Here is a 23227-nt window from a genome sequence, read left to right on the forward strand (position 1 = left end):
CCCTCTATATTTCTGCGTTAATATAACTGGTTAAGGAAAGAATTAGATTAGGATTTACCTTCAATGTCACACTTTAATTTTCAAAATACTGAAACTAGATCATGAAAGTGGTACGATAAAAAAAGAGGTGAATCCAAATGAATGGACAGAATAGAAAAGACGTTAAACCTGGCATAGAAGTGTATATCGTATTAAAAAAAGATCAACGATCAGGAGAGAAAACGAAAGGGATCGTAAAAGATTTATTGACGAATTCTTCCTTTCATCCGCATGGCATAAAAGTTCGCTTAACAGATGGACAAATAGGACGAGTTTGTGAAATCATAGGATAAATTATAAGGTGAAAAGGAGTGTAGTTGAAGTGCAAGTAGAATCTCAAATTTTACAGTGGTTTAACCACTTTCATCAATATCCAGAAGTGAGCTGGAAGGAATATGAAACGACGAATAAACTTGCGGAAATTCTGGATAGTTTGGGTATTTCCTATCGTAGATTTGATGATGTAACTGGATTGCTAGCGGAAATCGGGGAAGGGTCAGAAGTAATTGCGGTTCGAGCTGATATTGATGCTCTCTGGCAAGAAGTGGATGGAGAGTTACGTGCCAATCATTCCTGTGGACATGATGCCAATATGTCTATGGTGTTGGGAGCATTATTGTTACTAAAGGATAAAAAGTTGAATAAACGAATCCGCTTCATCTTTCAACCGGCAGAAGAGAAAGGTAATGGAGCAAATTCGATGATTGACCGTGGGGCCTTGACGGATGTAACACATCTATTTGGTGTGCATTTACGACCAATTGAGGAACTTCCTTTTGGAAAAGTTTCACCAGCTATACACCATGGTGCGGCATTATTTGTAGAAGGTAAGATAAAAGGAATAGATGCACATGGCGCTAGACCTCATCAAGGCAATAATGCCATTGATGTAGTAATGGCCATTCATCAAGCATTGAAAAACATTTACTTTTCCCCATTCGAATCATATTCTGCGAAGCTAACAAAAATTCAAGCAGGCGGAGAAAATGCGAATATCATTCCGGGAAATGCTACGTTTTCTATCGATGTGAGAGCAGCGAGTAATAGTGTTTTGTTTCAACTAAAAGATCAGATAGATAAAGACTTGAATACAATTCAACAATTATTTGATATAAAGATCGAGTGGGAATTTCAAGATATTACACCAGGTGCTGAAGTATCGAAGGAGGCCGCAGCAATTTCAAAACAAGCGATAATGGAAGTTATAGGTATGGAAAATTTAGCAGAAGAAGTAATTACTTCAGGAAGCGATGATTTCCACTTTTATACTATTAGACATCCAGAAGTAAAAGCCGCAATGATTGGTATTGGTGCGGATTTGACACCAGGATTACATCACCCCAATATGACCTTTAACAAAGATGCATTAATAATAGGTGCAAAAGTAATAGAGAAAACGCTTTCAAATAGTGCAAAATAATATTGACTAGTGTTTCGTTTCGATTTAATATTACTCTATTAACGACTATTAAACGTCAATTTAGAATTGTCTCAAAGTTGTAAGGGGGAAATATTTTGCCAGAAAAGAAAGTAGTAAGTAAAAAAGAGATGTCTTTACTTTGGGCTCTTACACCATTAGTTATTATGATACTGACTATGATTATAACAATTATTAAATTAGATCAGGGGCCCCATATTCCATTAATCGTTGGAACCACAGTTGCAGCAATTGTTGCATGGAAGCATGGATTTAAATGGTCTGATATTGAGGAAATGATGTACAAAGGTATTAAATTAGCATTACCAGCAGTAGTTATTATTATTTTGGTAGGACTGATCATTGGTGCTTGGATTGGTGGAGGAGTAGTCGCTACAATGATTTTTTATGGTTTGAAAATTATTACTCCTGCTTTCTTCTTAGTGACAATATGTGTAATATGCGCCATTGTTTCTCTAGCCATCGGTAGTTCATGGTCTACTATGGGAACTATTGGTGTTGCAGGAATGGGAATTGGTCTTAGTATGGGAATTCCGGCTGGAATGATTGCTGGAGCTGTAATTTCAGGAGCTTACTTTGGGGACAAGATGTCGCCATTATCTGATACAACAAACCTTGCTGCGGGATTAACGGGCACAGATCTTTTTGTACATATTAAACATATGTTATATACGACAATACCAGGAATTCTAATAGCTCTTGGTGTATATGCTTTCCTTGGAAATAGATATAAATCTAGTAATATCGACCAAGAAGGTATTAACCAAACAATATCTATGTTAGATCAAAGCTTCGTCATTTCGCCGTGGTTATTACTAGTTCCACTTGCGGTAATAGTATTAGTTGCGCTTAAAGTACCAGCTATACCAGCATTGCTTGTTGGGATTTTATTGGGCTTTTTATCTCAAATACTTATCCAAGGCGGCAATGTTGCTGATGCAGTTGGAGCATTGCAGAGTGGGTATGTAATCGATACTGGGAATGCGATGGTAGACGAATTGTTTAACCGTGGTGGCTTAGATTCGATGATGTATACAGTTTCCATGACGATTGTTGCGATGACTTTCGGTGGGATACTGGAATACTCAGGAATGCTTCAATCCATTATGAGTCAAATCTTAAAATTTGCTAAATCAGCAGGATCGCTTATCGCATCTACAATTGTTGCATGTTTCGCGACGAATGCAACTTGCTCAGAGCAATACATTTCTATCGTTGTGCCAGCTCGTATGTTTTCGAAGTCATACACAAAAATGGGATTACATTCTAAAAACCTATCACGGGCTTTAGAAGATGGAGGTACACTTACTTCGGTCTTTGTTCCTTGGAATACGTGTGGAGTGTTTATCTTAGCGACATTAGGTGTTGGGGTAGCGGAGTATGCAGCATTTGCCGTTTTAAACTTTATCGTACCAATTATTTCTATTATCTATGCCATGACTGGCTTTACGATTCAAAAAATATCAGAGGCTGAGAAGTTAGAAATATTGAGTAAAGAAACTGCAGAAGCATAATTCGAAAATGTGCTAGCATTGAATAGAAAAAGGGAGTTCTTATTAGAACTCCCTTTTTTGATGGAAGGCAAATGCTATAAAATTATCGAAAAGAAATGTCGGTCATGATGATAGTCATGATTAGCTTCAAGAAAAGTTACCTGGTAATCATATAGAAATAAATCTGTCTGTCCAAAGCACTTCGGAAATAATAGTTTTGTTCTCAAAGGACCGGGAATCTTTTTCCTGGTTTTTCATAGAAATTCTATTAAAAGATATTGATTGATATTGCGATGCAGATGTCGAGTTTCTAGCTGTAGGTTGGAAAGTTTAGCTCGTATATAGCGCGTGGTCGGCCTTGTTGATAGGTCATCTCTTCCCCTATGATATGTGCATACCCATGGTCTGTAAGTTTTTTTAAGATACGTTCAGTGGTTCTTCTACTAACTTGTAAATAGACTTCTAGATCATATGCAGTAAACTCGGTGGACTTTCTTAGACGACTAAATTTTACTACTTTGGACAAGTTTGCTGGGCTTAATGTTGTTTGTTTCGCTATTTGCACAAGTAGTGGATCACTATTTTTCAGTTCTACCTGTCTATTGCTGTTCGGAAACGGTCCGAGTAATTCCTTGGAATCCGTTAATAAGTAAGCTGTATTATCAGTAGTATAAGATAGGGCGTCCTTTGCATTTTGAGTAGCTTCTATAACTGTTTTTCCATAGCCGAAAGCGATTTTAATGGGTGAAGAAGATGAACTCAACCAGGAATTAATCATGGAATTATTGTTTAAAGCTTCTTCCACATTACCTTGAGTTGAAAATAAGCTATATAAATTGTCTGCTTCTTTTACGGTGTTAGCTTGAATAGCTGCTGCAATCTGTTTTACTTTGTCTTCTGAAATGGCCTGACTTTTACTTGTTTGTATATAACCAATGGCTATTTTGGCTGACTGACTTTTGAATAGAAGGGCAAGTGATTTAGTATCCACTAATCCCTTAATGATAGAGCTTTTTGGATCAATCATTCGAACGACAGACAAACCGTTGTCCCTTAATCTTTGATAAACTGCGTGAATACTAGTTATGGCTAATAAGGAGGATCCATTTTTCTGCAAGTTTGTGTGGAATGCTACTATTTCCTCTAAGTCAAAGGAGGTATCAATTTTCATCAAAAAGGGTGTTTCATTGAACTGCCCAATATCCTCTAAAACACTCATTGCACTTGCAGGATCGATTATGTCAATTGATAATTTATGTATGGCAGTTGGATGAGTAAAGCTAAGTGATAGTAGAGTAGTAGTGATAACGCTTTCATCTTGTTTCAAATAAAAAGATGGAATTGGTAGTTTTAAAACAGACTCTTGCGCGTAGTAAAATGGAAATGATCCTGAAAAAAATACGGCATCACAAGGTTTTATAATTGATACTATATCTTTTGCATCAGAAGGTATATTATATGTATAATAATCCATTTTAATGGATGGAAGTTCATGTTCAAAACTTCTTAAACGTTTGATGAAATTGGCCGATCCTAGTACAGCAATGCGTGTAATCATTGGGTCACCTCTTTTTTAGGTTTTTAACGACTATTTAACGACAACTATATCGAATTACATTCATGATGTAAAGAAAGTAGGAATTTATAATGAAAATTAAAGAAATAGATATTTACGCAATTAGATTACCTTTAATAGATCCATTTATAATAAGTTATCATACCTACGATGATATGCCATCTATTATTGTTAAGCTAACGACAGATACAGGTTTAGTAGGATACGGAGAAGCAGTTGCAGATGAGCATGTGACAGGGGAAACTTGGGAAAGTACATATGCATTACTGAAATCTACATTAGCACCAGCTATTATTGGAGAAAATCCTATGGAGTTTGAACAATTACATGAAAAAATGGACAAGGCCGTTTATCTGGCTCCTGCAGCGAAAGCAGCCATAGACATTGCTTGCTACGATTTAGCAGGAAAAAAACTTGGTGTTCCTGTTTACCAATTACTAGGGGGGCGTTACCACGAAAAGTTCCCTGTCACACATGTTTTAAGTATTGGAAAACCAGATGATATGGCAGAAGAAGCTGAGAGAAGGATAAAAGAAGGGTATTCCTCTTTTAAAATGAAGGTCGGGACAGACGTACAGGTTGATGTAAAACGTATTCAGGCAGTACGGGCTAAAGTTGGAGAAGAGGTTGCCATTCGTGTAGATGTAAATCAGGGTTGGAAAAATAGTGCTACTACCATTATGGCTATGCAAAAGTTAGAAAAGGAAGGACTAGATTGGTTAGAGCAACCGGTAGTAGCGGATGACTTCAATGGAATGGTAGAAGTGAAGGCTAAAACGAGTACTCCTCTGATGATGGACGAAGGCTTACGAAACTTTCGTGATATGCGTGAGCTAATCGAAAAACAGGCTGCGCATAAAGTGAATATTAAACTGATGAAGTGCGGTGGGATTTACCCAGCGATGAAATTAGCTCATATGGCGGAAATGGCAGGTATCGATTGCCAAGTCGGTTCCATGGTTGAATCTTCTATTGGATCTTCAGCAGGATTCCACGTTGCATTTTCTAAAAAAGTATTTACTAGTGTAGAACTAACCGGTCCTTTAAAATTCTCTAAGGATGTTGGGAACTTACATTATGATGTTCCATTTATACAGTTAAATGAACGCCCTGGACTAGGAATTGATATAGATGAAGAAATACTAAAGGAGTTAACTGAGTTCTCCACAAAAGTAACAATGTAAGAGGAAGTGTTCGCATGAAGGAATGGAAAGGTAAACTTGGAGAGAAAGAATATATTGTTCGTAAGTTAAAGCCCGATCATATGGATAGTATTTTACGTTTACAGAAAATCGTTTTACAAACGATGGAAAATGATAATTTCCTCTCTCCACTAACAAAAGAAGAATATGAGTACTCCATAGCACATAACTTAATGATTGGAGCATTTGTAGACAATAAGTTAATCGCATTTAGAGCTTTGGCGTTACCACCAATGGATGATGCTCATCTAGGTATTGATATTGGTCTGTCCTCGGAGAAACTGGGGAAGGTCGTTTATCAGGAAATTACGAATGTTCACCCAGATTATCGAGGATTTGGTATGCAAAAGAAACTTGGCGTTATCATTATGGAAATCCTAGACGCTTCAACTTATACACATGTATGTGCAACAGTTGCACCATTTAATATTCCTAGCTTAAAAGACAAACTTAGCCAAGGAATGGTAATAGGCGCCTTAAAAAAGAAATACGGAGGCATGCTGCGATACGTATTTTATAAAAAAATTCATGTGAATCGTGCCAGTGGAGAAAAGTTATTAGAAATTCCTATGGATGCGATTGAGAAACAGCAGCAGGTTATTGCGGATGGTTGGATTGGTACAGCTATTTTTCAAAAAGAAAACAAATGGTATGTAAACTATGAAGAAAAAGGGACATATATCTAAATCCAAACCACTTAGTGATTAATCTCACTGAGTGGTTTTTTCTGTACATAATATGATCGATTCACGAAAAGCTATTTACAATCTATCAGTTGCTTCCGTCAAATGTATGAGAAAGACTCAAGACCAATGACTGAACCAAATAGCAGAATTTTCAATTATAGTGAAATAATAAGAATAAGTTAAGGGGTGTTTCAAATGAAAAACTTATATAAAGACTCCCGCTTTCGACTCATTATATCAGCTAATATTGCTTCTTCTATTGGTTCGGGAATAACGATGATTGCGATACCATGGATGCTTGTATCAAGTGATGATGGTAATAAGGTTTTTGGATTTATAACAATTGGTATGACGATACTGAGTTTTATCCTCACACCATTTATAGGGAATCTAGTGGATAAAGTATCTCGAAAGAAATTACTAATTGTTAGTGAAATCGTATGTTTTGTTCTACTGTTTATATTTTCTCTGCTAGGCTTTATGGGCTTACCATATGAAATTTGGCATTATACGATTATCTATATGATTGGTAGTTTGTATTACACTATTTTTTATCCGACGATGTTTGCTCTAAATCAAGAGATATTTACGAAGGATCATTATAAATCATTAAATGGAACGATGGAAGTCCAAGGACAACTATCTAGTATGATTGCGGGTGGTTTAGCTAGTATCTTGTTGATGAAATGGGAACTGCATTATATTCTGTTACTAAACACGATATCTTATGGTGCTGCTATTTTCTTTTATTTGAAGTTACCGTATGTGAGATTACCAACTATAAAAACGGAGGTTGTTAAATCACAGGTAAGTGAAGGAATTAGGTATATGTTGGCTCGTCCTGCTGTATTTATATTTTTATTGTTTTCTTTCATGCCTTTTATCGGAGTGATGCTTACAAATTACTTATTTCCTGTCTATTTAGTGGATGTACTTGAGGCAGATGCGAGTGTTTATGGAATTGAAGGAATGATCTACGCAATAGGAGCAGTAATTGCTGGTGTTTTCGTACCGACATTATCCAGTAAGTTTGGAAATGAAAAGACGATCATTTTTGGGATATTGGTATATACGATAGCCATATCCTTAATAGTCTTCGTGGATTTACCTGTATACCTATCCCTTATGTTATTTTTGGCAATAGGTAATAGCAGCACAAGGGTTGCTAGAAACTCTTTCTTAATGGATCATATTCCCAACAATATAATAGGGAGAGTAGATAGTTTGTTTCGTACATTAGGTCTTTTAATCAGAATTCTCTTATTAGCACTATTTACTGAAATGGTGTCCTCAGACCTCATCGTATATTGTTTTATCGTGCTAAGTGGGATATTAATGGTTTCTTTGTCATTAGTACTTATATCGTTGAAAAAGGGTGTTAAAGAAAAGGAAATAAATTGTCCAGTTGTAGCAAATACTTAGCGAGGTAGTGCAAGTTGGTTGCTATACTCTTGCGTCTTTTTTGAAACCATTTCCCATCTCGTCCGTAAAATAACTATGAACAAAAAAGAGAGGGATTGAGAAAATGACCAGTGTATTTATTATTTCGGCAGTTGCAGCTATAATTACCGCATTATTAGTTGTTCCGTTAACAGCTAAAAGAAAAGATATGGTAACTTCCATTATTGGTCTGTCTATATTAACTTTTATCGTACTAGCGATTATATATTATGTAACGAACTTAGATCGTAATTGGACAGCGTTATGGCCGTTACTAGTTATTACAACATTAGCAGGAATGTTGTTAGCTAAAGGAAAAGAGCAAAAAGCAAAAGGTATCCTGTTTTTAGGAAGCTTAGTAATCGCAATTTTCATGCTGACGGCGCCTTTTTGGAATGCTGATGAAAAATTTAAAGTAGCAGAAATGAAACAAGAGGTGGAAATTGAAGCATTCGATGAAACGAAGACACCTGCTAGTGTACCACCAAAATTTGCACGCAATAAAATGAAAAAAGCTTTTGGTCAAGTACCAAATACAAGCTATTATGAATTAGGTAATTTACAAATTCAAAAGGTAAAAGATGAGTACGTATATATTGCTCCAGTAGAATTTTCTGGACTATTCAAATGGTGGAATGGAGACGTAACACCGGGTTATTTTACAATGAGTGCAACAGATTCATCGGATAATCCAAAATTTGTAGAAGCAGAAATGAGCTATACACCGTCTTCTTACTTCCATAAAAATTTGGAAAGACATATGCGTATGAAACATCCAACTAAAATTTTCTACGGTGCACCTCAGTTAGAAATTGACGAGGAAGGAAAACCATATTACATCAGATCTTACGGAAGCTTCATCTCAGCACGAAATGGATTTGAGGTAAAAGGTATCGTTGCGGTAGATCCTGCTACAGGACAGACGGATTCCTATAAAATTGCAGATGTCCCGGCATTTATAGACGGCGCTGTATCACCTGAAACGGTGAGTCTACAAAATAGTTATTTTGGTAACTATATACATGGATTTATCAATAGTCTATTTGGTAAAAAAGATGTGAGATTACCATCAGATGAAGGAACGGAAGCAAATGTTAGTCCAATCTTCGGAGAAGACGGACAAATGTATTACTTCACAGACTTTACGAGTCCAAAAGAGGGAGTAGACTCGATGCTTGGTTACTCATTAACCGATGGTAGAACAGGCGAGGCTACGTTTTATACAGGAAATCTAGAAGACTCATATATGGATTCTCAAGGGGCATTACAAATTATCGAAAAGAAATTCATTGAGAAAAAATGGTCTGGCGAGATGCCCGTATTGTACAACTTTTACGGAGAAGCTAGTTGGTTAACACCAGTGTTAGACTCTAATGGGTTCTTGCAAAATTACTTTATAGTATCAGCAGCAAATCCTGAGATATCTGTTTACGGAAATACGCCAAATGAAGCGCTAAAACTATATAAAACAGCTATTCAACGTGGTGGAAGTTCGGTAGACGGTAGTTCCGATGCCGAAGAGAAATCGATAACTGGTACGGTTGTACGTGTATTTAAAGAACGTGTAGGTGACTTTACGCAAGTATCGTTCCTATTAGATGACAAACAAAGTTATATCGTATCTTCCGAAGTTGCTCCCCTTGCCGTTTATATGCAAGATGGAGATAAAGTACAAGTAACTTTCTTAAATACAGGAGAACTTTTCTTGCCAGTAAAAGAGGTAACGATTCAAGGAATTGAATAGAGTATAAAATAGAAAATCTATCCCGTAATTTTTGAGGGCACTGAAAAAGTCAAAGAAATAACTAAAGCGATTGCGTGAACAGATTTCTGTTCACACAATCGCTTTTTCTTTTTATTCAATTCTCTTATCATAGTATAATGAGAAAAATTAACTTGAGGTGGTGCGACCATGATTTCCAAACAAGAAACGTTAAATTTAAGCCCGTATATTGCTTTGTATGATTTAGTCATCCCAAAAGATAATATGCTAAGACAAATCAATGAGCTCGTTTATTTTTCTTTTATCTTAGACGAATTAAAATCAAAGTATTGTTTGGATAATGGTCGAAATGCAGTTTCTCCTATTCGTATGTTCAAATATCTACTGTTAAAAGCCATACATGACCTATCAAGATGCTATATTGTAGAGCGTTCAAAATACGATATGTCGTTTAATTTTCTAGATATGTCATCAGAAGAAGATGTCATTGATTCGAGTTCTCTTACAAAATTCCGCCACCTTCGCCTACAAGACATGAATTTATTAGATTTACTCATTGGAAAAACGGTGGAAATTGCGTTAGAAAGAGGACTTATCACTAGTAAAACAATTATTGTCGATGCGACTCATACAAAAGCTCGTTAAAATCAAAAATCACCAAAAGAATTTTTACAAGAAAAATTGAAAAATGTGCGCAAAGTAGTTTATCAACTCGATGAAGAGATGAAAGGAAAATTCCTTGCTAAACCAACGTCGAATGAAGTGCTAGAACAATTAAATCGAATGCACATGAAGAACATGCAAAATTCCAAGAAACCGAGGAATTTAAAGAGATAGCGAAAAAACGCTATAAAATTGAAGTGAATAATAGTGAAATTAAAAATCCGCATGGGTATAAAACAGCCAAATCTGCGGTTTATTTGGCATGGAAATACAAGGGCCACAACGATATTCGCTGTTAATCTCAAGCGAATATTGAAACTTCTAAACGAGAAAAAATAGAAAATACACACCATAAAGTAAGGCACTTTCTGTTCGAACTAACAGAAAGTGCCTTATTTTTATAAGAAAAACTAATCAGTTAACAAAAAGTATTAGTTTTTCAGTGCCCTCTAATTTTTAGGGATAGATTTTTTGAAGAATAAGTATCTTTCTTAAGTTATCTAAAAACGGAACTACCTGTTTTAGAGTTGTATGGTGGCGCGGATAAACAAATGCTTATAAGGTTACCGAAAAAAAGGTGTTGGTTGGTCTTGACTTCTGTCACAGCCAACTAGCATCCCCAAAAATTCAATCGGTAATTACTTATATTCATTTCATTTTTAGATTAATATCAGCTTTTTCAATCTTTAATCAAAAATTATAGTAGCTTCATTTTTTGCCAATAGGTGAGATAACCAATGATGTGTGAATGGTCGATTAAAAAAAGATGCTCTTAAAAATGTGAAGTACACACTTTTCAGGTGCATCCTAAGTAAAGCTACTTTTAAACAGGTCTTATCTTTTAGGAAAGAATTATAATTTAAAGTGTTGTACGATACCATTTAGTTCTTCCGCTAACTTAGCAAGCTGTTCTGAACTTGAAGCAACTTCTTCCATAGAACTACTTGCTTCTTGGACTGTTGCAGCTGTTTGTTCTATTCCTGCTGCCGACTCTTCTGAGATTGAAGCGATTTCTTCAATTGATCCATTCATCTCCTGGCTATTTGCGGAAACTTCGGCTAAGTTACTGGAGATAAATTGTATATTCTTTACCATTTTTGTTATGGCAATCACTATATTATCAATGGTTTCCCCGGTAGAATTAATCTGAATTGACCCATGTTCTACTTCTTTATATGCATCCTGTAAAAAGGTTGTCACTTGAACAAATTCGTGTTGCGTATTATTTACAATGTTAGTTATATCTGTTACAGAAACATTCACTTGTTCTGCAAGCTTTCTGACTTCCTCGGCAACTACAGCAAATCCTTTACCGTGTTCACCAGCTCTTGCAGCTTCAATCGATGCATTTAAAGCTAATAAATTTGTTTGGCCTGCTATATCTCGGATAACAGAAACTAAGTTAGCAATCTCGTTTGTTCGTTCTTTAAAACCTTGTACTTTTTGAACAGACTCTTTAATAATTTGATCTACTTTTTCCATTTGTTTATTGGATGATTCCATTAATAACTTACCTTCACTGGTCATCTGAAGGACTTCAATGGTTGATTGTTGAATTCTCTCTCCATTTTCATTTGCCTCTAGCACTCTTGAAACAAATGTATCCATAATTTCGGACAGTTCACCTGCACTATTTGCTTGTGACTCGGATCCAGTAGCCAGTTCTTGCATGGTTGTTGCAACTTGTAAAGTACCTGCTTTAACTTCATTTGCCGATTGTGTTAGTTCTTCACTATTACTAGATAAAGTTTCAGATGTATTCGAAATGCTTGTCATTATTTTGATTAGACTATTTTGCATTTGATTCATTGCAATAGCGAGTTGTCCGGTTTCGTCTTTAGACTTGACTTGAAGTAAATTCTGAGTCAAATCACCATTTGCTAGATAATTCATATGGTCGGATACTGACTTAATAGGTTTTGCAATACTATTTGCAAACAACCAAATAATTATGATTCCCACAAGCAAAGTAATTCCTATTGTGATGATTATTAATGTCAGTATATCCTTAGATGATTTATTAAAATCCATCTCATACGTACTAGCATTGATAATCCATCCCCAATATGGATCTACTTTTGAATACGTTACTTTACCTTCAATCTGATTTTCATCCGTTGGAAGAGCCCAATCATAGTATGTGAATCCCCCTCCATCATTTCCTACCTTAATAGAATCTTGTATAAATTTTTTGCCATGGGAATCTTCCTGATCCCACATATTTTGTCCTTCTAAGCTAGGATGGGCAAGTAGACTTCCCTCATTATTTAAGATATATATGTATCCATTTTCTCCAATTTCTATATTTTTATTTATTGGACGGGTTCCTTCAGCACTTATTTCGCCTAGAATTTCCATTTTCGCTTTTTCCTGTGCTTCTTCTAATGTTAAATCACCGTTTTCTACGCTTTCATTTAGTACGCCAATGATTTCAATTGTTATTTCTACGCTGTTTTTTAAAATTTTATTCCCTAGGTTATCCAAGCTAGAGAAGCTCTTTTCATAGCTAATTATTCCTAAAATAAGCAAAGGAACGGTTAGAAGTAAGATAGAAATACTAACTAGTTTTACTTTGATTGACATCAAATTTTTAAACTTCATAGAGACCACCATTCTATAATTTCCTTACGTAACCTTACTAATGACGGTAGTTAAGTTCTTCTTTCATTGTCACAAGCATTTCAGTAACTTTCCATAATTCTACGGGTCTGGAGAAATAATAACCTTGTAAATAGTCGCAAGAGTTTTCTATTAAAAATGCTAATTGTCCTTCCGTTTCCACCCCCTCTGCTGTAACCTTCATTCCAAGCCGATGAGCAAGTTGGATGATTAAATGAATGATAGTTCTTGCTTTAATATCATTCTCGATATCCATAATGAACATCCGGTCTATTTTGAGGATATCGAAAGGATAGTTCTTCAGATAAGACAGTGAAGAGTATTGTGTCCCAAAGTCATCAATAGAAAGTTGAATACCATACTCTTTCAGTACTTTTAGCTTATTGATCGTTTCTATCTGGTAATCCATTAATATGCCTTCAGTAATTTCTAATTCTACTAATTCTGGAGCAATATTGTATTCCTCTATTGTTTGAATAATCCGGTCAATCAAATCATCTTGCTCAAATTGTTTTGGTGATATATTAATTCCAATGACTATTGGTGGAAGTCCCATATCCAGCCATTCTCGCATTTGCCTAAGAGTGGTCCTCATTACCCAATTGCTGATTTGAAAAATTGTTCCATTCTTTTCAGCAATGGGAATAAATTCATTGGGGAATATCATACGACCTGCAGGGGTTTGCCAACGTATTAGTGCTTCAAAACCTTGTAATTGAGAGTTTAAGTTAAACTTTGGTTGATAGTGCAAAGTAAATTCCTGTTGGTCGATAGCCCTTTTCAATTTACTTTCGATGTTGAATCGATCTAAAGAAGAAGAAAGTAAGTGTGATTCGAATATACGAAAACTGTGATTGTTCTTCTTGTTAGCTTTGGATTCATACATAGCTAAATCCGCATTCTTTAAGAGTTCCTTTACAGTGTTTCCTTGATCTGGAGAAAATGTTGCCCCAACGCTTAATGAAATGTAGTGTTGTTGATTTTCAATTAGATAAGGTTCATTCATATAATTTATTAAATCTATACATCGGCTAGCCAACTCCGACTTGGTATTAACTTCTGGAGTAGCTAATACAAATTCATCTCCCCCTAATCGAGCAATTACTTCATTTGGATTAATAAATTTTTGTAATCTATTAGACACCATTTTTAGTAAGTCATCACCGGCTTGGTGACCGAGATGATCGTTTATGTATTTGAAGTTATCTAAATCAAATAAAATAATAGTCACTAAGTGATCAGGGTCCCTACTAAGTAACATTTCGGATATTCGGTCTGTCAGTAGCCTACGATTAGGCAGACCAGTTAGTGAATCATGGTAAGCCATATGAGAAATTTTTAGTTCAGCTTCTTTCCGATCCGTAATATCTGTACGAATAGCTGTATATTGATAAGCATTTCCTGCTTTGTCTAGAAAGGGAACTATGGTTGTATCAACCCAATATAAATCGCCATTCTTTTTCGTATTTAAAATTTCTCCTCGCCATGTACCACCATTCTTTATAGTGTTCCACATCTCACTAAAGAAGCCTTTTGGATGATATCCGGAATTAGTCATTGTGTGCGGACTCCCAATTAATTCATCTCTGGAATAGCCAGAAATATCACAGAATAAATCATTCACATAAGTAATATTTCCATAGATATCTGTAAATGTGACAAGTGTTGATTCGTCTAATGCATACTTCAAATCACCTAAGTGACTCAAAGTATCATCAAGTTGGATTTGTGTCTCACGTAAAGTGGTAATATCTTGAGTAATTCCAGTAACTTTTTGTTCAAATATATAACTGAGATTTATCTTAACAATCACGTGAATCAATGATCCGTCATGTCGAATTATTCTATATTCATTTTCAAGAAATTGCTCTGTAAAATTACGATCAATTAAGGAAGAGGCGTTAATCAAAGAGCTTTCTCGATCTTCTTCGTAAACATAGTTATTTATAAATGTGGTGATAGGTAGTACTTGTGGTATACCAGGATCGCCTCCCATCATTTCGATATACTCTTCACTCAAGTGCAGATTCCCAGATAGTAAATTATATTCCCACATACCAATTTTAGATATTCTCATTGATTCAGAATAGACTGCCCAGTTAAAAGGGTTATCAGTGTCATCTTCTAGATTTTGGACTGCATTTTTCAACATATTTTACTCACACCCAATCCACCAATTTTATAATTTATATATTATAAATATAATAACAATTACCTAATTTAAAGTATGTGATTTTTATCACTGTTATGGATATATATTGTCATATTATATAGTTATTATTAACTAATTTATAACCCTATTTCAATCTCATATAGGAAAGGAATTTAATATCAAGTAAATGTGTTGAATTTCTAAAGAGTATTGAAAAAGTTAATAAATTTAGCAGATCAAAGATAAATTTAATCAAAATTGAATAGGATAGATGGCATGCTATATAATGATATGACAAATCAAACATAGGATTTCTAGAGTAGAAAAGAGGGGTTATTTGAAGGTTCATTACTTAACGATAGGGGAAGTAGCAAAGCTAAGCAATATATCGGTTCAAACTTTACGATACTATGATCAGATTAATTTGTTTAAACCTTTCGAGATAAATACGAGCAATAATTATAGATATTATCAAAATACGCAATTATATTATTTAGACATTATTAAATCATTAAAGTACCTTGGATTATCGCTAGAAGAGGTTAAATCAGTCTTAAAGTTAAAGCCTGAAGAACTAGTTATATATTTAGAAAACCAAGAGAAAAGAATTGAGGAACAATTTCAAAGGCTCCATAATACGAAGCGGGTATTACAGCGCAAAAAAGAGCAAATACAATCTTTCGTGCTGGAACCAAATATGATGACGGTTAGCAAAAAGAACTTACCGGCACAAAAAATAGTGAAGATTAAAACCTATAATATGAAGGTCGATGATATTCCAAATAGGGAGTTTGGTCGTATTAGTAAAGTGTTAGAAGACGAAGGTAGCATATTTGATACATTGTATGGTGGAGCGTTTTCCTTCCAAAAATATGAATTCTTAAATGATATTAACTATGATTATTTTTTTGCATATATCGTAACGGATAAGGATTTTGAAGAAAAATATGAAGATGTGGAAATTAGTGTGTTACCTGCTGGAGAATACCTTAGCATTTCATTTGTTTTGGAAGACAATGAATATGTGGAATGCTACCAAAAGTTAATCGACTATATAGAGAAACACCAAGTAGTAATAGATCCCATTGTATATGACGTGTGGATGCCGATAAATTATTCGGCTTCCAAGGAAGATGAATTTTTAGTAGAACTCAAAATACCTATTCAAACTACTTGACCCTATAGTTACTATAGGGTTTATTTTTATTTATATGCTGAGTAAGAATTATAAGGAGTTTTAAAGATGGGTTCGCAAAAAAGTGGTTTAAATAAAGTAATTTATCTAGTTTTAGTAAATTTGTTTATTGTATTTTTAGGTATAGGATTAATTATTCCAGTGATGCCAACATTAATGCGTGAGATGAGCTTAGAAGGCTCTACGATGGGCTATTTAGTTGCGGCTTTTGCATTTGCACAGTTGTTAGTCTCTCCAATTGCAGGTAGATGGGTAGATTCGATTGGTCGTAAAAAGATGATTGTCATTGGTATGTTCATATTTGGGGCATCGGAAATGCTCTTCGGTCTTGGACAAGACGTGAAGGTATTGTATATGTCTAGAATATTGGGAGGAATTAGTGCGGCATTCATCATGCCAGCTGTAACGGCTTTTGTTGCCGATGTTACTACCTTAAGGGAAAGACCAAAAGCGATGGGCTATGTGGCTGCAGCAATCAGTGCTGGATTTATCATCGGGCCAGGAATCGGCGGATTCTTAGCGGAACATGGAACGAGACTTCCCTTTTTTGTTGCTGCAGGTCTTGGAATTTTAGGTGGAGTATTTTCACTTATTATTTTGAAGGAGCCTGAAAGAGCTCATATAGAAAGCGAAGGAGAACCAGTTAAACCACGTTTTCGTAAAGTATTGGAACCAATTTATTTGATACCGATGATTATCATTTTAGTATCTAGCTTTGGCTTAGCGGCATTTGAAACAGTGTATTCGCTTTTTGTAGATCACAAATACGGATTTACACCAAAGGATATTGCGTTAATCATTACGGTAAGTGGTGTTCTAGGAATTATATTCCAAGTGCTAACTTTCGATCGTATTGTAGGGAAAATAGGGGAAATTCGGTTGATTCAAATTTGTATAGGTGTATCAACGATTTTCATTTTTGCCATGATAAAGGTTTCTGCCTACTGGTCTATATTGCTCGTAACTTTTGTGATTTTCTTGCTGTTTGACTTAATGAGACCAGCGCTGACAACTTATCTATCCAAAATTGCTGGTAATGATCAAGGCTTTGTTGGAGGACTAAACTCTACGTTTACGAGTATAGGTAATATTATTGGTCCAAGTATTGCAGGTATACTGTTTGACGTGCATATTGATTATCCATATGTATTAGCAATGGTCATACTAGCGATTAGCTTTGTAATTTCATTGTTTTGGAAGAAACAAAAGCCAGTTTTTAAGGAAACAGCTGAATAAAGCTACTGTGGCTTTTAGCATTGTACTCATCAAAATGGGAGTCATTTTATCTTTTAGTAAAAATCCTATACAATAGAGTATATAGGATTTAACGTGAATCATTGAAACGGAGGACTAGTCGTGCATGATGTAGCAAAGTTACAAAAAGAAGCGATGGACATGCTAAAGAAAACAAGTAGAACTTTTTATATTCCAATTACTTTTTTAGAATCTAAACTGAAAAAGGCGGTTGCCTCTGCTTATTTATGTATGCGTGCGATAGATGAGATTGAAGATCATGAGTCATTAGGTGCACAAGAGAAACAAGAACTGTTACTTGCTACTAGCAAGATGCTTAAAAATGGGTTTGATAAGAAGCTATATGAACAGCTAGTTGAACCATTTCAGGAAATTCTTCCACCTGTATCGTTAAGACTTGGCGACTGGCTAGAAATTTGCCCGGATGATTTAGTAGAAAAAGTAAAAGATTCGACGAGTGAGATGGCAGAAGGAATGGCTAAATGGGTAGGTAAGAACTGGCAAGTGAAGACGAAAGAAGACCTCGATGAGTATACCTACTACGTAGCTGGTCTTGTGGGAGTGATGCTTTCGGATTTATGGAAGTGGAGCGCAGACATTGACACAGACCGTGATTTAGCAATTGCGTATGGACGAGGACTCCAAGCGGTGAATATATTGCGAAACAAAGATGAAGATAGCGAACGAGGTGTACAATTCTTCCCAGAAGGTTGGACAAGAGCGGATATGTTCGAGTATGCGGAAAGTAATTTAGCTCAAGCTGATGAGTATATCAAGAGTATCGACAGTAAAAGTATATTGTTATTCTGCAAACTACCTCTTGCACTTGCACACAAAACACTAAAAGCACTGAAGAGCGGGAAAGAAAAAATGACTCGATCGGAAGTAGAGCAAACTGTTGAGGAAGTACAAGCAGAGGTGTAAGGTCGTATTTAATATGGATAAAGCTGTATACTAAAAGATGAAATGAAATATTTCTACTATGAGAGGAGTTTTACTATGTTATCAAAAAAATTACATGAAGCATTAAACGATCAAATGAACTTTGAGTTTTATTCTGCACATACATACCTTGCAGCAGCTGCATATTGTACGGCTGAAGCATACGATGGATTTGCTAATTTCTTTTTAGTTCAGGCAGAAGAAGAACGTTTCCATGCCATGAAATTTTATAACTTTTTAAGTGATTTGGGATACCGAGCTACAATTGATGGTTTTGATAAACCGGGTAATGAATTTACTTCGACTTTAGATGTTTTTGAGACTTCCTTAAAACATGAAAAAGAAGTGACGCGTCGTATTTATCATCTTTCTGATATTGCATTAGATGAGCGTGAACATGCAACGATGGCATTCTTAAAATGGTTCATTGATGAGCAAGTGGAGGAAGAGGCTTCATTTGATACACTGATTAACAAAATTAAACGCATTGAAAATGATTCCAATGCTATGTTTATGTTGGATTCTGAGCTAGCATCCAGATCATTCACACCAGACGAAGCCTAATAAGAAGCTTCGAGAGTTGGATCTAAGTCTAATATAACGTTATTAAAAGGCTCTAATATTCTGAAGTTTACTTCGGTTATTTGGAGCTTTTCTTCCATAAAAGTAGAGTTCTTTTTGAGAGGTTTAAGTTATATATCAAAAGTAAATAAAGGGAGGAAAAAAAGAATGCTGAAAACAATTGTATTCGACCAAATAAAACGCGCGATGAAAGAAAAAGATGTGCTAGCAAAGGGAGTATTAACTATTCTCAAGTCTGCGTTAGATAGTGCAGAAAAAGAAAAAGGTTCTGCTCTTTCGCCCGAAGAAGAAATTGCTATTGTAAATAGAGAAGTAAAACAAACAAACCAAGCATTAGATGGTGCAAAAGCAGCAAATCGTGAAGATTTAATAGAAAAAGAAAATGCAAAACTAAAATTACTAGCAAGCTTCTTGCCTACCCAATTAAGTGAAGAAGAAATAGTAACACTTTTAACGGAAGCAGGAGTCGTAAAAGGCATGAACATGGGAGATGCGATGAAAATCGCTAAACCAATACTTACAGGAAAAACAGATGGATCCACCATGTCCAAAGTAGTGAAAAGTATAATTTAAAAAATGAGCGGGATTACATTCCCGCTTGAAAAAAAGATAATGTAAGGTTAAACGTCTATCAAATTGTCCATAAATTTGATAGGCGTTTTTTCTTGGTACATAGCAATTGTTACACAACGAGGGAACAGTGCGTTATATTGTAATCATTTAAAAATTGAATATTCAATTAGTATGTTTTGGATGGGGTTATAGAAGTTGGAAGTGTGTAGGTCAATTAGGTTGTTAGAAAAACTCTCAATTGAAATGGTTAGGATATAGTTACATACAATTTGCATTGACAATTTTATGAAAATTCTGTATTATTTAATAGTAGGAAGAATTTGGAATTTCAGTTTTTCTGCTTACCCTAAAAACTATTTAGCGACAATTTAGCGACAATTTCACGACGTTACGTTTTTATATGTAGAAGAGTGGGAAACCCAACTGTTGGCACAGTGGCATGAGTTAAATAGTATAGATGCAAAGGAAGACCGACATACCCAGTGTTGAATGTGGATAATATTTTACATTTAAGAAATAACAATTGATATTTGGATAGGGAATGGAGGTTGATTTGCTTTGAAGATAATTGATACTCATTGTGATGCGTTAAGTAAAATGTGGAGAACTAAAGAGACCATAGAATTCTATGACTCTTCTCACCTGAAAACAAATTTTAATCGTTTGCAGATTGGTCAAGTTTCCTTGCAATGTTTTGCTATATTCGTTCCACAACATATTAAGAAAGAAGATAAGTTTCAAGTGGCTTTAGAGCAAATTAAACTTTTCCACACTGAAATTTTAGCTAAACATCCTAGAGTTAAACAGGTTACATCTTGGAATGATCTTGATAATCTAAAACCTAATGAAATCGGTGGAATGTTAACTTTAGAAGGATTAGATGTAATTGGAAATGATCTGACGAAATTAATAACACTATATGATTTGGGGGTAATGACAATTGGCTTAACCTGGAATGGTTCAAATCTTTGTGCAGACGGGGTTGAAGAGGATAGAGGAATTGGCTTAACTAAATTAGGCGAACAAGTTGTTAACTTAAATAATCAACATTTAGTTTGGACTGATGTGTCCCATTTAAGTGAGAAGTCTTTTTGGGACGTGATGGATGTAGCGAGATATCCTATTGCTAGTCACTCTAATTCAAAGGCTTTATGTGATCATCCAAGAAATTTAACGAATCAACAAGCCGATACATTGTTTAAAAACAACGGATTCGTTGGAGTTACATTTTACCCGCCATATGTGAAATCAGAGGGCGTGGCTACAGTTGAGGATTTGATTGGTCATATAGATCACTTTTGTACACTGGGCGGAGTCAAAAATATTGGTTTTGGATCTGATTTTGATGGAATTGAATCATCTGTAACAGGATTAAAGGATGCATCGATGTATCAAAATTTAATTAATAAATTATTAAGATATTTTAAAGAAGAAGAAGTAAGGGGATTTGCTTATCGTAACTTCCTAAAACATAGACCTACGATAAGAAGTTAGTAAAAATTCCATGAGAAGAGAATGGAAAACAATAAAAGTAAGATTCCGGAAAATAAGAATGGGAAAGTTAACTTAAAAGTTAACTTGTAAGGACTTAAGTTCTCCTTTTTTCCCTCAATTTCTTCAATTACTCGTTCCACTCGATTTGTTTTTTGAAAAAACATTTTGAAGCTTTTTATTATTGCACTGAAAAATCCACCTTGGATGACAAGCATTATACTTCCAATAACTGTTAGAATGAGAGAAAAGTTGAAAAGAGTATCTATCCATAACAGTTGATTAAAAGAGTTGTGTTCAAGGTAGGAGTATATAACTGAAATAAGTAGTATGCCTGAAATGATTAAAAAATTCAAAAGAAACATCCAGATATCACTCCTAAAAATAGAATATATGTAATTATAACATATAGATATTTCTGAATATTCTGATTAATAAAGACGTTACCGTGTTTTACCAAAGGAAAAGGGGAGATTTCAATTGAAGAAAAGATTATTCGTTAAATTATTCATGTTAATGGTAGTAGTTGGTCTAGTACTGTCTGGGTGTAACTTTAATACGTCAGAAAAGGAAGAGACAGATTCAAATGCAGGGGATAAGGAAACAGCTGTAGCAAAGCAAATATTAAATATGGTAGAAGCATCAGAAATTCCAACTATGGATTCCGCACATGCACATGATAATGTTTCATTTACTGTATTGAGCAATGTTAACGAAGGTTTATATCGCTTAGGACAAGAGCACAATCCAGAATTAGCAATGGCTATCGAAGATCAAATTAGTGAAGATGGATTAGTGCATACTTTTACTTTACGCGATGCGAATTGGAGTAACGGTGAACCTGTAACTGCGAATGACTTTGTTTATGCATGGCAAAGAGTTTTCAGTGAAACAGGACATTATGCAAGTATGTTTGAAACAGCAAATATTCTAAATGCTACTGGAATCATAAAAGGGGAAAAAACATCTGAAGAGTTAGGAGTCAAGGCTCTAGATGAAAAAACACTTGAAGTTACTTTGGTAGCACCTACTGCTTTACTAGGACAATATTTAACTTTCCCTACTTTCTTACCTCAAAATCAAAAGTTTGTTGAGAGTTTAGGGGAAAAATATGCTTTAGAAGCTAGTGAACTGTTATATAACGGACCATTCATCTTATCGGAATGGAAACATGATGAGAGTTGGAAATATGAGAAAAATCCGGAATACTGGGATGCTGATACTGTAGAGCTAGATGAAGTTAATGTATTTGTTGTTAAAGAGGATGCAACTCAGCTAAATCTTTATGAAACTAACAAGGTTGATATTATTAATCTTAGTTCAACTTCTGTAGACCAATTTAAAGATAGTGAAGACTTTATTACTCTAGCTGATTCCGAAATCTTCTTTTTGCGCTTTAATCATAATAATGAAGCATTAGGAAATGAAAATATTCGTCGTGCGATTGATATGAGTTGGGATAAAGTGGCTCATGTTGACACAATTCTAAACAATGGTTCATTAGCTTTATATGGTTTAGTACCACAAGGTTTTTCGTTTTCTCCAAATGGTGAAGATTTCCGTGAATTAAATGGAGATTTAAACCATGGAACGATTGAAGAAGCGCAAGGGTATCTTGCAAAAGGGCTAAAAGAAATAGGTAAAGATTCTGTAGAGATTACACTTACAGTCTCTGCAGTAGAAGGAAATGATAAAACAGCAGAATACTTAAAAAATCAAATTGAAACTAATTTACCAGAATTATCAGTGAGCATAAAACTTGTACCTGTAGAGCAAAGATATGAATTAGAGTCAGCGAAAGAATACGATATGGTTATTTCAGCATGGGGGCCAGACTACATCGATCCAATGACTTATATCGGCATGTGGGTGACTGGTGGTTCAGCTAATCGGATGGATTATTCTAACGTTGAGTATGACACACTTGTAAACCAGATCAATATTGAAAAAGACTCTGCTAAGCGATATCAAATGATGTTAGACGCTGAAAAAATGTTATTTGAAGATGCAGCTATTGCACCTTTATATCAACGGGGTCTAGCGGTGCTACAACGTACTAATATAAAAGGCTTAGTGCGTCACCCAAGTGGGCCTGATTTTACCTTCAAGTGGACAAATATAGAAAGTAAATAATGTAATAGCTAAAAAGGGGTATAATT

General features: G+C 35.1%; 18 protein-coding genes and 1 pseudogene. 15 read left to right on the forward strand and 4 right to left on the reverse strand.

Annotated features, from left to right (window positions below; genetic code table 11):
- The first annotated feature begins 137 nt into the window (after positions 1–137).
- From MHI40_RS00715 to nhaC, 3 genes are all read left to right on the forward strand, one after another.
- Positions 138–332 (forward strand): YwbE family protein, encoded by a 195-nt coding sequence (locus MHI40_RS00715; RefSeq protein WP_093536628.1) that lies wholly within the window; start codon positions 138–140, stop codon positions 330–332.
- Between the two features lie 29 nt (positions 333–361).
- Complete coding sequence (locus MHI40_RS00720; protein WP_093536626.1) at positions 362–1459, forward strand: amidohydrolase; 1098 nt, start codon at positions 362–364, stop codon at positions 1457–1459.
- Positions 1460–1587: 128 nt separating this feature from the next.
- Positions 1588–2991, forward strand: coding sequence for a Na+/H+ antiporter NhaC (nhaC, locus tag MHI40_RS00725; protein WP_340764327.1), 1404 nt, complete (start codon positions 1588–1590; stop codon positions 2989–2991).
- Positions 2992–3280: 289 nt separating this feature from the next.
- Here the strand turns inward: nhaC and MHI40_RS00730 are convergent, their stop codons facing one another.
- A complete protein-coding gene (locus MHI40_RS00730; RefSeq protein WP_340761121.1) occupies positions 3281–4528 on the reverse strand; it encodes a hypothetical protein in 1248 nt (415 codons plus the stop codon).
- A gap of 89 nt (positions 4529–4617) precedes the next feature.
- On the opposite strand from MHI40_RS00730, the gene MHI40_RS00735 reads away from it, so the two are divergent.
- The 5 genes and pseudogenes from MHI40_RS00735 to MHI40_RS00755 form a co-directional block, all read left to right on the forward strand.
- The gene (locus MHI40_RS00735; RefSeq protein ID WP_340761122.1) at positions 4618–5730 is read left to right on the forward strand and encodes a mandelate racemase/muconate lactonizing enzyme family protein; all 1113 of its coding nucleotides are present in this window, start codon (positions 4618–4620) and stop codon (positions 5728–5730) included.
- A 14-nt stretch (positions 5731–5744) separates the two neighbouring features.
- The gene (locus MHI40_RS00740) at positions 5745–6434 is read left to right on the forward strand and encodes a GNAT family N-acetyltransferase (RefSeq protein WP_340761123.1); all 690 of its coding nucleotides are present in this window, start codon (positions 5745–5747) and stop codon (positions 6432–6434) included.
- Between the two features lie 195 nt (positions 6435–6629).
- Positions 6630–7856 carry an MFS transporter gene (locus MHI40_RS00745; RefSeq protein WP_340761124.1) on the forward strand — a complete coding sequence of 409 codons (1227 nt, stop codon included), beginning with the start codon at positions 6630–6632 and terminating at the stop codon, positions 7854–7856.
- 103 nt (positions 7857–7959) lie between these two features.
- Positions 7960–9618, forward strand: coding sequence for a hypothetical protein (locus MHI40_RS00750; protein ID WP_340761125.1), 1659 nt, complete (start codon positions 7960–7962; stop codon positions 9616–9618).
- 168 nt (positions 9619–9786) lie between these two features.
- A pseudogene (locus MHI40_RS00755) lies at positions 9787–10374 on the forward strand (transposase); the annotation flags it as partial.
- Between the two features lie 738 nt (positions 10375–11112).
- Here MHI40_RS00755 and MHI40_RS00760 read toward each other — a convergent pair.
- Positions 11113–12861 carry a methyl-accepting chemotaxis protein gene (locus MHI40_RS00760; protein WP_340761126.1) on the reverse strand — a complete coding sequence of 583 codons (1749 nt, stop codon included), beginning with the start codon at positions 12859–12861 and terminating at the stop codon, positions 11113–11115.
- A 37-nt stretch (positions 12862–12898) separates the two neighbouring features.
- Positions 12899–15031: a putative bifunctional diguanylate cyclase/phosphodiesterase gene (locus tag MHI40_RS00765; RefSeq protein WP_340761127.1), complete on the reverse strand. Its 2133-nt coding sequence runs from the start codon at positions 15029–15031 to the stop codon at positions 12899–12901.
- Between the two features lie 337 nt (positions 15032–15368).
- On the opposite strand from MHI40_RS00765, the gene MHI40_RS00770 reads away from it, so the two are divergent.
- From MHI40_RS00770 to MHI40_RS00795, 6 genes are all read left to right on the forward strand, one after another.
- A complete protein-coding gene (locus MHI40_RS00770; protein ID WP_175496229.1) occupies positions 15369–16208 on the forward strand; it encodes a MerR family transcriptional regulator in 840 nt (279 codons plus the stop codon).
- Positions 16209–16274: 66 nt separating this feature from the next.
- Positions 16275–17462 (forward strand): MFS transporter, encoded by a 1188-nt coding sequence (locus tag MHI40_RS00775; RefSeq protein ID WP_340761128.1) that lies wholly within the window; start codon positions 16275–16277, stop codon positions 17460–17462.
- 120 nt (positions 17463–17582) lie between these two features.
- Positions 17583–18404: a squalene/phytoene synthase family protein gene (locus MHI40_RS00780; RefSeq protein WP_093536610.1), complete on the forward strand. Its 822-nt coding sequence runs from the start codon at positions 17583–17585 to the stop codon at positions 18402–18404.
- Between the two features lie 75 nt (positions 18405–18479).
- Complete coding sequence (locus tag MHI40_RS00785) at positions 18480–18986, forward strand: ferritin (RefSeq protein ID WP_093536608.1); 507 nt, start codon at positions 18480–18482, stop codon at positions 18984–18986.
- A gap of 165 nt (positions 18987–19151) precedes the next feature.
- Entirely contained in the window at positions 19152–19577 is a 426-nt protein-coding gene (locus tag MHI40_RS00790; RefSeq protein WP_093536606.1) for a GatB/YqeY domain-containing protein, read from the forward strand.
- Positions 19578–20135: 558 nt separating this feature from the next.
- Positions 20136–21071, forward strand: coding sequence for a dipeptidase (locus MHI40_RS00795; protein ID WP_340761129.1), 936 nt, complete (start codon positions 20136–20138; stop codon positions 21069–21071).
- Here the strand turns inward: MHI40_RS00795 and MHI40_RS23395 are convergent.
- Complete coding sequence (locus MHI40_RS23395) at positions 21068–21433, reverse strand: DUF3899 domain-containing protein (protein WP_445678317.1); 366 nt, start codon at positions 21431–21433, stop codon at positions 21068–21070. The genes MHI40_RS00795 and MHI40_RS23395 overlap by 4 nt on opposite strands.
- Positions 21434–21548: 115 nt before the next feature.
- Between MHI40_RS23395 and MHI40_RS00800 the strand changes: the two genes are divergently transcribed.
- On the forward strand, positions 21549–23201 hold the full coding sequence (locus MHI40_RS00800) for a peptide ABC transporter substrate-binding protein (protein WP_340761130.1): 1653 nt from the start codon (positions 21549–21551) through the stop codon (positions 23199–23201).
- Positions 23202–23227 lie beyond the last annotated feature (26 nt).

Origin of the sequence: Psychrobacillus sp. FSL H8-0510 (assembly GCF_038008345.1) — a bacterium.
Taxonomy (GTDB): Bacteria; Bacillota; Bacilli; order Bacillales_A; family Planococcaceae; genus Psychrobacillus; species Psychrobacillus psychrotolerans.